The organism is Paenibacillus caseinilyticus (assembly GCF_027533645.1).
GTDB lineage: Bacteria > Bacillota > Bacilli > Paenibacillales > NBRC-103111 > Paenibacillus_G > Paenibacillus_G caseinilyticus.
Genome location: NZ_JAQAGY010000037.1, coordinates 38,047 through 50,797, shown reverse-complemented (window position 1 = coordinate 50,797; position 12,751 = coordinate 38,047). Strand labels below are relative to the sequence as shown.

10 protein-coding genes and 1 pseudogene are annotated in these 12,751 nt (G+C 57.8%); 5 read left to right on the top strand and 6 right to left on the bottom strand.

The genetic code is table 11. The features are described from left to right. Positions 1-178: 178 nt before the first annotated feature. Positions 179-886, bottom strand: a pseudogene (locus O9H32_RS31430) (manganese catalase family protein); the annotation flags it as partial. 158 nt (positions 887-1,044) lie between these two features. On the opposite strand from O9H32_RS31430, the gene O9H32_RS31425 reads away from it, so the two are divergent. The 5 genes from O9H32_RS31425 to O9H32_RS31405 all read left to right on the top strand — a co-directional run bounded on the left by O9H32_RS31425 (position 1,045) and on the right by O9H32_RS31405 (position 6,197). Next, positions 1,045-2,721, top strand: coding sequence for a ribonuclease J (locus tag O9H32_RS31425; RefSeq protein ID WP_269870038.1), 1,677 nt, complete (start codon positions 1,045-1,047; stop codon positions 2,719-2,721). A gap of 349 nt (positions 2,722-3,070) precedes the next feature. Further along, entirely contained in the window at positions 3,071-3,448 is a 378-nt protein-coding gene (locus O9H32_RS31420) for a GntR family transcriptional regulator (protein WP_269870037.1), read from the top strand. 12 nt (positions 3,449-3,460) lie between these two features. Beyond that, positions 3,461-4,150: an ABC transporter ATP-binding protein gene (locus O9H32_RS31415; RefSeq protein ID WP_269870036.1), complete on the top strand. Its 690-nt coding sequence runs from the start codon at positions 3,461-3,463 to the stop codon at positions 4,148-4,150. Continuing rightward, on the top strand, positions 4,147-4,944 hold the full coding sequence (locus O9H32_RS31410) for a hypothetical protein (protein ID WP_269870035.1): 798 nt from the start codon (positions 4,147-4,149) through the stop codon (positions 4,942-4,944). Before O9H32_RS31415 ends, O9H32_RS31410 begins: the two co-directional genes overlap by 4 nt. 14 nt (positions 4,945-4,958) lie before the next feature. Next, positions 4,959-6,197: a hypothetical protein gene (locus O9H32_RS31405; protein ID WP_269870034.1), complete on the top strand. Its 1,239-nt coding sequence runs from the start codon at positions 4,959-4,961 to the stop codon at positions 6,195-6,197. 86 nt (positions 6,198-6,283) lie between these two features. On the opposite strand, the gene O9H32_RS31400 is transcribed toward O9H32_RS31405, so the two are convergent. The 5 genes from O9H32_RS31400 to O9H32_RS31380 form a co-directional block, all read right to left on the bottom strand. Next, positions 6,284-6,535 (bottom strand): hypothetical protein, encoded by a 252-nt coding sequence (locus tag O9H32_RS31400; protein WP_269870033.1) that lies wholly within the window; start codon positions 6,533-6,535, stop codon positions 6,284-6,286. A gap of 305 nt (positions 6,536-6,840) precedes the next feature. After that, entirely contained in the window at positions 6,841-7,731 is an 891-nt protein-coding gene (locus O9H32_RS31395) for an alpha/beta hydrolase family protein (RefSeq protein ID WP_269870032.1), read from the bottom strand. A 196-nt stretch (positions 7,732-7,927) separates the two neighbouring features. Beyond that, positions 7,928-9,235 (bottom strand): homocysteine synthase, encoded by a 1,308-nt coding sequence (locus tag O9H32_RS31390; RefSeq protein WP_269870031.1) that lies wholly within the window; start codon positions 9,233-9,235, stop codon positions 7,928-7,930. 261 nt (positions 9,236-9,496) lie between these two features. Continuing rightward, entirely contained in the window at positions 9,497-11,113 is a 1,617-nt protein-coding gene (locus O9H32_RS31385; protein WP_269870030.1) for a copper amine oxidase N-terminal domain-containing protein, read from the bottom strand. 504 nt (positions 11,114-11,617) lie between these two features. Further along, positions 11,618-12,703, bottom strand: coding sequence for a branched-chain amino acid aminotransferase (locus tag O9H32_RS31380; RefSeq protein ID WP_269870029.1), 1,086 nt, complete (start codon positions 12,701-12,703; stop codon positions 11,618-11,620). Between the last annotated feature and the right edge of the window lie 48 nt (positions 12,704-12,751).

The following is a 12,751-nucleotide window of genomic DNA, read 5'->3' as shown; positions in this document are numbered from 1 at the left end:
TTGGATCATCCGTCTCACCCACTTTTCGTGATGACTCAATTATACGTCAAAAAAAGCACAGCCACTTCAATTTTCTTGAAGTGCTGTGCTTTTTTATAGGACGGACTTTTTCAGTGGCCTCGGCCCGAGGCCTCCGGTTTTTTGTTGTTGTCTGTACCGATTCCGGCGCTGCACCTTCCTACAAGGACCGGGGAATGCCCCGGCTGTGCTCGGACCGCTCCCTCTCCGGCAGGACCGGCACCGGGAAGCCCGCCGGCGGCGGCTCCACGCTCAAGGTACCGCCATGCCGTCCCGGCGCTTCGCCTTGGAAGATCTCGCCGATGTGTGTAGGGTCCAGGCTGAAGTTGAACTGGACGTTGTGCCAGGCACGGTCGATATACTTGCGGCATTCCGGATACTGCAACAGGTCGTACTCCGGCACCGGCAGCACTTTGCCCCAGTTGCCCCCTAGGGTTTCCAGCGCTTTGGCATACGCATTCTGGCGGGCACTGTCACGCACCATGAGGAACGCCAGCGTCTCGCGGAAGGTCCGGTTGGAGCTCATCTCGTAGATCCGAGACTTCTGCAGCGTGCCTGTCGCTTCGAGCACCAGGTTATCGAGCAGGTTGCTGACCAGGTTCCCGTGGTCGTAGACCCAAGAGCCGTTCCACGGGTTGCCCGACGAGTCGACCGGCAGAGAGCTCTGCGCGCCGATGATGTAATGGTAAGTCAATCCGTCCCCCGGTGCCTCCGCAAGCAGCGGAGCCTCCCCCGTGTCCGGCCCCTTGCTGCCGGATCCGTCGAGCAGCTGGTTGATCGTCATATGGACGAGCTCCACATGGGAAATCTCCTCCAGAAAAATGCCGCGGATGAGATCACGGTACTGCGTGGACGGCCCTCTGAAATTATGTATTCGGGCTTCTGGCAGACTCCCTCTACCATGCCCACTGCCGGCACAAATTTGAATCGCAAGAAGCCTGATGGCCCCCTATTCATAATTATCCCGGGTATGGGAAAAAGTAACGTTATGCCGAACTTCCAAACCCATAAGGGAGGATTCCATTCATGAGCAACGGTCAGGGCAGCGCCTTATCCATAGTCGCCTTAGGGGGAGTTGGCGAGATTGGAAAAAACATGTATGTGGTTCGATACAAGGATGACATCATAGCGATCGACTGCGGTTCGAAGTTCCCCGACGAGAGCCTGCCCGGCATCGATCTGATCGTACCCGATATCGCTTACTTACTTGAGAACCGGGACAAAGTCCGGGGTATTATCATTACGCACGGCCATGAAGACCATATTGGCGGGCTCCCTTATATCCTAAAGCAGATGGACATGCCTGTCTTCGGCACCCGGCTGACCCTCGGGTTAATCGAGGGCAAGCTCAAGGAGCAGGGCCTGCTCGGCTCCACCAAGATGCACGTGGTTACCGATGAATCGACGCTGGTACTCGGCTCGATCGGCGTCTCGTTCTTCCGGACGAACCACAGCATCCCGGACTGTATCGGCGTCGTCTTCGACACGCCGGAAGGCAGGGTCGTGCATACCGGGGATTTCAAATTCGACCTGACCCCGGTCAACGAGGAATCCGCCGACCTCCACCGGATGGCGGAGATCGGCAAGGGCGGCGTGCTCGCCCTCTTGTCGGAGAGCACGAACGCGGAGCGGCCGGGCTTCACGCCGTCGGAGCGCAATGTCGGCTTCCACCTCGAAGAGGTGTTCCGCAAGGCGCGCCAGAAGGTGTTCATCGCCACCTTCGCTTCTAATGTGCACCGGCTGCAGCAGGTGATCGACGCGGCGCACGCCACGGGCCGGAAGCTGGCGCTCATCGGACGCAGCATGGTCAACGTAGTTACAATCGCCGCCGAACTCGGCTATCTGAACATCCCGGACGGCATGCTGATCGACCCGGGGGACGTCGGGCAGTATGCGCTGGACCGGGTCGCCGTCCTCTGCACGGGCAGCCAGGGGGAGCCGATGGCCGCCCTCTCCCGTCTCGCCCGCAATAACCACCGCCAGGTGGAGGTGCTGCGCGGCGATACGGTCATCGTCTCTGCCACGCCGATTCCCGGCAACGAGCGCAACGTCTCCCGGACCGTAGATGACCTGTACAAGCTCGGCGCGCACGTCATCTACGGCCCGGGCTCCGTTACCGGCATGCACGTCTCCGGGCACGCCTCCCAGGAAGAGTTGAAGCTGATGCTCCACCTGATGCGTCCGCAGTATTTTGTCCCGATTCACGGCGAATTCCGCATGCTGCACCAGCACCGGCTGCTGGCCGAAGCGGTCGGCGTCGAGGGCGAGAATATCTTCATCGTCGACAACGGCGATGTGGTGGAATTCCAGAACGGCATGGGCCGCAAAGCCGGAAAGATCTCCGCCGGAAGCACGTTCGTGGATGGGCTCGGGATCGGCGATATCGGGCACATGGTGCTCCGCGACCGCAAGTCCCTCTCCCAGGACGGCATCCTGATCGTCGTCATCACGATGAGCAAATCGCTCGGCACCATCCTGTCTGGGCCCGATATCGTCTCCCGCGGATTCGTCTATGTCCGAGAATCCGAAGCGCTCATGGATCAGGCCAACCAGATCGTGGTACGCACCTTGGCGAAGCTGCAGGAGGAGAATGTCAACCAGTGGAACATTCTCAAGCAGAAGATCAAGGACAGCCTCGGCAAGTTTCTCTACGACCAAACGAAGCGCCGCCCGATGATTCTCCCGATTATTGTGGAAGTGTAGATGAGGCTCTGGCGTTAATGCAAGCGTCCCGCGATGAAGCGGGGCGCTTATTTGGGTGGTGGGCTGCCCTCCATGCGGAGATGCCGACGACAGCGCCGCCAGGGGGGGCCATCGCCAAGCTGGAGTTGGAGCAGGGGAGGCCCCGACCGCTCAAGGATGCTGTATCGTATCGGGTGCGGAATCTCCCCATGATGATGGCGCTGCAACTGGGTATCTGTATTTAATTTTCCATTTTTTGTTGACAAATTTTGCGTGCCAGGGTTATAGTACAGTTTGTGTATGAACCACGTAATACACACACTTCAGTCCGCGGCCGGCAATGCCAGAACACCACATAGGAGATCAACCCATGAATGTACTCTTCAACAACCGTGATCCGGTATACCTGCAGGTGGCGCGTTACTTCAAGGAAGAGATTGTCACCGGCAGGCTCGCTGCAGGACAGGAAATCCCCTCGCGCCGGGAACTGGCGTCCCTTATGCAGATCAATCCCAATACGGCTCAGCGGGCCTACAAAGAAATGGAGGAACAGCGGTTGATAACAACGGAAGGCAACTCTCCGAGCCGAATTACGATGGACGAACAGCTGTTGGCCCTGCTTCGGGAGGAGCTGCTCCGCGAAGCCGTCCAGGCTTTCGTCGAATCAGTCAGCCGTATCTCGGTGCCGGTAGAGGAACTGCTTCCCCTCGTCCGGGATGCCTATGAAGAGAAACAGCGAATGAAGTAGGAGGTCACGCCCATGATCGAGGTCCAACGAATCAGCAAAAAATTCGGCAGAAAAAAAGTGCTGCAGGAGGTATCCTTCACAGCGGAACCAGGTCAGATTACCTGTCTCATCGGCCTCAATGGAGCAGGCAAGTCCACCATCCTGAAGGCCATCATGGGGCTCACCCCCACCGGCAGCGGAGTGATCCGCATCGACGGCGAGCAGCTCCGTCCCGGGCTCTATGAGAAGGTTTCTTTCATCCCCGACTCCCTGACGATGCCTGCCTCCATGCGGATCGCAGAGGCCTTGCGGTTCATGGCGGATTTCTATTCGAACTGGAACGCCCGACGCGCGGAAGAGCTGCTCGACTTCTTCAAGTTGGACGGGAAAGAACGTATTCGTAACTTGTCCAAAGGAACAGCAGCCAAGGTAAACCTGACCCTCTGTCTTGCTTTGGATGCGAAGTATGTATTGATGGACGAGCCCTTCTCTGGGATCGACATCTTCAGCAGAGAACAGATTGCGAGCGTCTTCACCTCCCGTCTCATCGAGGACCGGGGCGTGATCATAACGACCCATGAGATTCACGATATCGAGCATCTCATCGACAAGGTTGTCCTGCTCGGTGAAGGCCGGGTGCTCCGGGAGTTCGGCGCGGAGGAGATCCGGATGCAGGAAGGCAAATCCGTTGTCGATGTGATGAGAGAGGTGTATGGGGCATGAACGCTTACTGGAAACTCCTGAATTATGAGATCGACCGGTTCAGCCGGATCTATGGGGCGATGGCGATCCTGACCCTGCTCCTGCAGTCGGCCGCTGCCGCCTGGTTGGCCAGAAGCCTGGTGAACCGGATTCGGGACGGACTCATCGCCGGTTCGGGCCACAGCTTCACAACCTTCAGCACGAACCCGCTCTTCCTTGCTCCGGTCGCCTTATGCGCGGCAGCCCTCATTCTCTATGTCTTCTTGATCTGGTACAGGGACTGGTTCGGCCGGCACACGTTCATCTACCGCCTGCTTCTTCTGCCTTCCTCCCGTATGAACGTCTATTGGGCCAAACTCAGCGCCATCTTCCTGTTTGTCCTGGGGCTCATCGCACTCCAATTGGCCACGCTTCCGCTGCACCTCTATACGTTTCAAGCGATCGTGCCGGAAGAGTACCGGACAGCGGCAGATGTCGCTGCAGTGATAAGGAAGAACGACCTTTTCATCTTGCTTATCCCCCGTTACGCTTCTGATTATATCTTCTTCTATGGACTCGGCTTGGCAGGATTGATCGTTGCTTTTACAGTCATATTGCTCGAGAGGAGCTACCGGATCAGAGGCTTGATCGCCGGGATTCTCTATATTCTATGTGTCGTGTTCCTCCTAGTGACCCCTTCGGTCATCCATGAGGTTTACCCTTACTTTTTCTATTTCGATGAACTGAATTGGATGACATGCGTTATCGGTTTGCTGATCGTCTGTGGTTCCCTTTGGCTCAGTTCCTATTTAATCCGCCGCAAAATCACGGTCTGAGGAGGAGAAACACCATGCTGCGTTACTGGAAACCTGTCGTGTTCGTTCCGCTCATCCTGCTCACGATCGGCATCTATTACGCGAATGCGTCCGCAGGCAATCCTGTATATGTACTTCATCCCTTGATGGGAGATACCAAAGAAGCCGCGCCTGTCGCCATACGAGCTTATTCGGAAGAAGGCGATGTCCATATCTCTGCCTCAGGAAGCAAGTACAGTTCCGACAAGCCGCTCTGGGAAGTGATACTCAATGGGAGATACCCTTCCTATATGAACGAAACGTGGAAAAAATTAATTCAAGAAAACCGCAGCTTCATGCGCGGTGTCAGCAGCCTGCACGGAATCTATGAAGATGCGAACAGACTCGGGTATGCGGAGATCAAATCCGAACCGGTCCGTGGTGCAGGAATGCGAGAAGGTAACCAGTTCCGTTGTTACATAGCTTCTAGGGATAAGCACGCGGCTAAGAAGACGTCCTTCGAGGTCTCCATTCCGAGTGAAGCTTTCTTCCATGATATCAACCTGATCGACGTGCAGATGGACGTGCAATCCGGCGGGCAGACCATGAGCCTGCTCACCTCTAATTATCAACGCACAGAGGGGCGCGGCACCCATACGGAAATTCATCTGTACCGTGTGGACCTTGGGTCCAAGCAGCTGATGGATGACCGCATTCTCCTCTCCAGCGACGAACAGGAGCGCACATCCATCCAAGTTAACCACCTGAGTGCAATCGATCCTACCAAGCCAAGCCGCTATGCCGCCTTTGAGAAGAGACATTCCACTATAGATTCCACCACGGGCCTCTTGGTATCTGACTATCGCGAACTGTTCGTCTACGACCTGCAGACGAGCGTATTGGAGCAGGTGTCGGCCGAACCTATGGCCGGGCTCTTGAAGGGCACAGCGGAGATTAGCCTCAGCTCAAGCGATGAAGAGATCTTCCTCACCTCCTGGGCCGATGGCTTGGCGCCACGGGTCCTGCGCTACAACATCCAGCAGAAGAAGGTTACCCATGATCTGCCGGTTTCCCTAGCAGGACTGCCTCTGCCGGCAGATGCAATCCTCCATTATGGCTTCATAACCAACAACCGCCTCTATATGCTGCTGAATGCGGACATGCCCACGACAGCGCCTCCAGGGGTGGCCATCGCCGAGCTGGAGCAGGGCAAGATCGTCTACGAAGGTGCTGTATCGAGTGAAGATGATGTAGGGTTACGGCACGTTCGGGCAAGCGAAATCATTGTACAATAGCTGACTCAGGTAAAAATCATAACAAGAAGCGCTGCCCCTCCTCGCGGAGACAGGCAGCGCTTTTCGTTTTGGCCGAACCGGCCTCTCTACATCTTCGACTTCAAAATGGTCAGCAGCGCGTAGGAGATCACATGCAGCTGGGCGTTGCTCTCCTCGAACGGACTGTCGGCTGTGCCGTACGTATCTCTTCGCAGGAGCTCCCGGTTCAGCTTGCCGAGCGTATCGAGCAGCCGCTCCTTGTCCCAATCGTCCATCTGGGATTTGGGGCGGTCCGCAGGCGTGTCCACATTATTGAAGCGGCTGAACGGTTCGGTCAGCATAAAATCGGCGAATTTCATCAGGCATTCTCTTTCCTTTCGTACGAAGCTTCAGCGGTGGGTACGGGACAAACCGTCCCCCCTTACGAAGGAAAGTATATAGCAAAATCGGGCACATGTGAACCCTATGGCGAAGGCTCTGCGGGAACGGCTGCCCGATCTGCCCCGCCCGCAGAATAACCTGCGCCCGGGCAGCCTGTCTGAGGGCGGGGCAGTTCTGATCCGCGCGTTGCCCGGTTTCCTTCCATTCGGTGGAGTTTGCATTTGGACTCTTAGATGCACACACGCCCCTAATCCGGTCTGCAACACCTCACCATACTTGCCTCTTACTCGGCCGCCTGCTCCTGTCGGCGCCCGCGCCGCAGTCCTTCGAGGAATTGCAGCGATACCCGCAGCGCCGTCTCGAGATAAGGCGTCGTCCCGGCGAAGGGATGCACCGCCCCGAAGGTGTGATTGCCGCCTTCCACCGTCAGCGCTTGATGCTGCGGAGCCGCTTCTCTCAACCGCTGGAAGCCCTCCCGGAGCCTCGCCGAATCCTGGTCGCCCTGCACCTGCAGCACAGGCCGGGTCAGCCCCGCAAGCCTTACGGCCACATCGAAGCGCTCCTCGTTCGCCCGCAGATCTTCATAGAACACGGCGCGAATCGGCATCTCCTGCTTCGTCCGCACATTCGCCACGTAAGCGACGCCGTGCTCTCCGATCTCCTTCTTGAAGTCATCGCCGAAGAGATCCGTGCGGGCGATGCCGTTCCACGTAATGACTCCCGCGATCTCCTCCGGATGATCCGCCGCGAAGATCAGGCTGGTGCCTCCCCCTTTGCTGTGGCCGAGCAGGTACACCTGGGAGAGGTCCGCCTGCGCGGCCTCCGGCAAGCTTCCTTCCCTCAGGGCCTGCAGCACCAAGCCGAGATCTTCCTGCTCCCTCGAGTAAGTGTTCACCGCGAACTTGTCCAGCTCGTCGAAGTCCCGCTCGCCCACGCCGTTGCAGGAGAAATTAAAGGTTACGGTATAGTATCCTTCCGCAGCGAACCGCTCGGCGGCGTAAGGGAAGAATCCCCAATCCTTGAATCCCTTGAACCCGTGACAGATGAGCAGAACAGGCTGCTTCTCCTGCCCGAGAGGCTTCACCCGCACCTCTCCGCGGATTCGAAGCGGCTTCTGCGGCTCCAGCTCCCCGGCTTCCAGAATGAACGGCAGCTCCAACGTTGCCTCGCTCATGACTTCACACTCCGTTTCCTATTGGATTCGCATTCTTTCACTAGACCGGCCTTACGTTCCTCATACCTAAGTTCCCTGTCCAGCCTGCAAATTCCTCCCTGCGGAACACGCACTGTCCAAAAAAGAGCCGGCCCCGAAAGGCCGGCCTCTTGCTATAGTGCGCAGAACACGCGGAAGACCGAGCGGCGCCCCTGCCTTAGGCCGTCACCGCAGCTTGACTCGCTGCTATGGCCTGCTCCAGATCATAGAGAATGTCTTCGATTGCCTCGGTCCCGATCGACAGACGGATGAGCCCCGGAGTAACCCCGGCGGAGCGCTGCTCCTCCTCGGAGAGCTGCTGGTGCGTCGTGCTCGCCGGGTGAATGATCAGCGACTTCGAGTCGCCCACGTTCGCCAGGTGCGAGAACAGCTTCACCGCGTGGATCAGACGCTTGCCGGATTCGATCCCGCCCTTGATGCCGAAGCTGAGGATGGCGCCTTGGCCCTTCGGCAAATATTTCTGTGCCAGCCCGTGCGACGGATGGCTCTCCAGCCCCGGGTAGCTCACCCACTCGACCGCTTCGTGCGCTTCCAGGAAGCGGGCGGCCGCCAGCGCGTTGGTGCTGTGGCGCTCCAGGCGCAGATGAAGCGTTTCGAGGCCCTGCAGCAGCAGGAACGAGTTGAACGGCGAGAGCGATGCTCCAAGGTCGCGCAGCAGTTGGACGCGCGCCTTGATGATATAGGCGATCGGGCCGACGGCTTCGGTGTACACGACGCCGTGATAGCTCGGATCCGGCTCCGTCAGTCCCGGGAACTTGCCGCTGGCCGCCCAATCGAACTTGCCGCTGTCCACGATGACGCCGCCGATCGAGGTACCGTGCCCGCCGATGAACTTCGTCGCGGAATGCACGACAATGTCCGCTCCGTGCTCGATCGGGCGGAGCAGGTACGGGCTCGGGAACGTATTGTCGACGATGAGCGGGATCCCGTTCTCGTGCGCAATGGCCGCCACCGCTTCAACATCGAGGACGTCGCCCTTGGGATTGCCGATCGTCTCGGCATACAGCGCTTTCGTCTTCTCCGTGATGGCCGCCCGGAAGTTCTCGGGATCGCTCGAATCGACGAACTTGACCGTAATGCCAAGCTTTTTGAGCGAATGCGCGAAGAGGTTATACGTGCCGCCGTACAAGCTTGTCGAGGACACGATCTCATCCCCCGCCTCGGCGATGTTCAGGATGGAGAAAGTTATGGCCGCCTGGCCGGAAGCCAATCCCAGCGCACCGGCCCCGCCTTCCAGGGCGGTGATCCGCTTCTCGAACACATCGGTCGTCGGATTCATGATCCGGGTGTAGATATTCCCGAACTCCTTGAGCCCGAACAGATTCGCGGCATGCTCCGTATCTTTGAAGCCGTAAGAGGTCGTTTGGTAGATCGGCACAGCCCTCGACAGCGTAGCGGGATCAATCTCTTGGCCGGCATGGACAGCCAGCGTTTCGGGTCTAAGCACTCTTTCGTTCGTGGACATAAAGTTCAGCCTCCCAGTTGTGGTGTACGACCGGTCGCAGCTCATGTTAGCGCGTGCAGCCCGGCGGATTATACAAAAAAGGAGACTCCATGCTCCTTGCGGGCGTGGGTCTCCGGGGTACCGGTCAACCGGGTCTTGGTGTAAGAACAATAATCCGATTATTCCGATGAAATATTCTTTAAACTTAATCGTATCCTACCATCCGTGCTGCACACTGTCAATACCAGCCTAAGAAAAGAGGACTCCGGCACGATTTATCCTTTAATCTTTCGTAATCGTGAGGTTGCGGTACTCGCTGTGCTGAGGCTTAATCTCGGCACCCAGCTGTTGCGCAAGGAACCGGATCGGCGCGAATAACAGGGAACCGGTCCACTCGGCCTTGCCATTCATCTCGACAGAGGCTCCGTCCACCTGCGCCGTGGAGCTGCCCGGTGTCAAGATCATAACTTTGCCATTCGATTCGATCCGTACTGTGCGATCCGATTCAATCCAGGTGACTTGACCGCCGAAGGCTTCAGCCATCTCTCTCACCGATCCGTAGCCGGTACCATCGGTGATGTAATACATATCTTGAAAGTAGGCGGGATCCGTATCGCCAGCCATCCGCGCCTCCAGCTTGGATTTCTCCATTCGATAAAGGCTCAGTTCTTGGCGCATGTACTTCAGGTCTTCTTTGAGGAAACGATGGAGCTGCGAACGCTCGTCGAGGGCGCCCAGGATCTCTTCCTTGCCTTCGAACTCTTCAAGATCAATACCGTTCTCGGCCGAGAGCCCGGACGTATTCACGTTCCCGTTCACATTCCAGCGCTCGATGGAGAAGGAGACCTTGCCGCTCTTCACGCCGTCCGTCAGGAACCGGGCATCTTTGCTCTCGAGCTCGAAGCCGGCTTTTCTCCACTGCTGCGCTTCATCCGCGAACAGGGACACGACAGCCTTCGTATCCTTCGGCGCATCCTCTTTCTTCCACTGCGAGGAAGAAGCGGCTGCCACAGCGAAGATGGCCTTGCCGAAGCCGTACAGCCCTTCCACGGTCACTTCCTTGTCGAAGAAGAAGCTCTCGACGACCGGCCGCACCGACTCGTCCGGTACAGCAGTTCCCTCGTCTCCCTGCTCTTCGCGCTCGGCCTGCAGCCGCTTGAACCCTTCGGAGGCCGCTGCCATCTCGGCCACTTCGTAGACCTTCTCGGCCAGCTTATGCAGCCCGGTATCGTCCAACGTCATGTTCTTGAGATACTTCTGCAGCAGCACCCGAAACTCGTCGTCACGCACGGACAGCGATATAGCGGTTCCCTGCACGTCGCCGCCCTGCAGCTTCTCGCCTTTCTTCTCCGCTTTGATGTCTGCGCTATTGGGCAGATTGGCGAGCAGATAGCTGCCGAGTTCGTTCGACGCCGCAGTCGCTTTGGCAGCCACCTCGGCGAGATCCGCAGGAATCGCCGAAGCTTCTCCGAAGGTATCCATGACGAGCGGACGGTTCAGCCCCTCCACCTTCACGACTACGGTTCTCTGATCGGCCGAAAGCTCGAAGGGAATCACTCGGTCCGCTTTCTCCAAGGTCCCTTTGGCCGACACCTTGCCGTCAGCATGATTCAGAGCAAAGGAAGTGACGCTAAGCTTCAATCCGTTCAGTGTCCGATAAGATTCCAGCCGCTTCTCGCGCTGCTCAGCCTCCCAGCCCTCCTCTTCGGAAGAGCTGGAATTGGCCGCTGGCGGCGCATCCATATCGAATGCAAAGGACAGCGACATGGCGCCTTCATACGACACAACCTGCTTTTCTTTCTCGAACATGCTCTTCGGATCAAATCCGCCCACCGTACCGCATCCCGATACGACCATAAGCGAACCGGCCAAGCAGGAAGCTAACCAACGTTTGTTCATCTAGTAGTAACCTCTCCTCTATGTAACTGTCTCTATCACTATAAGGGGGGATCGAGCCGGCTGACAAGCCTAATCTCGCATAATCCCCACTTCCAATTGCTGCCACACTCCGCTGCCCGGCATGAGAAATCAGTCCCGGTTAAGAAAAACCAGCCGGATGTCCGTACGGTCCTTTCGCGTGCTTGTCCAAACGTTGGTGCGTGGGGAGAGATGGGTATGGGGTTCCAGCCGCTGCTAAAGTCCTGTGGACATGAATCTGTTTTCTAGCGGTAGTCACATGACTGTAAAGGCGGCCGCTACGCTCTTCCACCCCATACCCTTTTCCTCTCTAATCTACTCTCTGCTTGGCTCCTACCTTACCCAGAAGAACAAGAACAACGCGGAAAACAAGCTCCACCCCGAAATTTTAAAATTCTAAAACAGTAAGAAAAAACCGCCGGCATGCCGCCAGCGGCCCTCTAACCTGCGCTGCCGCGGCCTCTTGTGAGCCGCGGCAGCGTTCTATTATTTCGCTGGCACGAGCTGCAGTTCGCTAGTCCAGCCGAACGGGTCGGCAACCTTCCCGAGCTGGATACCGGTCAGCGTGTCGTAGAGCTTCGACGCGAGCTCACCCGTCTTCCCTCCGCCGATGACGATGTCGCCATCTGCCGAATACAAGCCGCCGATCGGTGAAATCACCGCCGCCGTCCCCGTACCGAACGCTTCCGTCAGCTTCCCGCTCCGGGACGCTTCGAACAATTCGTCGATGCTAAGCGCCCGCTCCTCTACAGGGACGTTCCACTCCCGCAGCAGGGCGATGGCCGAACGCCGGGTGATCCCGTCCAGGATGCTACCGCTGAGCGCCGGCGTGACCACTTTGCCGTCGATGTGGAAGAAGACGTTCATGCTTCCGACCTCCTCCACATACTTGCGGTGGACACCGTCCAGCCAGAGTACCTGGGCACAGCCTCTCTTGGCCGCTTCCTCCTGGGCTTTGAGTCCGGCCGCGTAGTTGCCTGCCGTCTTCGCCGTTCCTACGCCGCCCTTCACCGCACGCACATAGCCGGATTCCACGTAGATCTTCACGGGATTGATGCCTTCGGCGTAGTACGCTCCCACAGGCGACATAATGATGATGAACTGGTACTTGGCGGAGGGGGCGACGCCCAGCGACGCCTCCGTCGCTATCACGAATGGGCGGATATACAGGGAGGTGCCCGGTGCAGACGGGATCCAGTCATGGTCCACACGGATCAATTCCTCGAGTCCTTCCAGGGCAAGCTGCCCGTCGATCTGCGGGATATGCATGCGGTCGTTCGACAGGTTAAGCCGCTCGAAGTTGTCCTGCGGACGGAACAGCAGCAGCCGCTCCCCTTCCGCGCGGTAAGCCTTCATCCCTTCGAAGACGGTCTGCCCGTAGTGGAACACCTTCGCTGCCGGATCCAGCGTAATCCCCTGGTACGGGACAATACGGGGGCTGTGCCAGCCTTTGCCCGTTTCGTAATCCACTACGAACATATGGTCTGTGAAGTGCTTGCCGAAGCCCAGCTGGTCTTCCTGCGGTTTCGCTTTCGGCGCGGTGCTGCGTTCGATCTTTATCGTGTAGGTCATAAGTTAACGTCCCTCTCGAATTGGTTTGGTTGAGTTGTATAATACCAC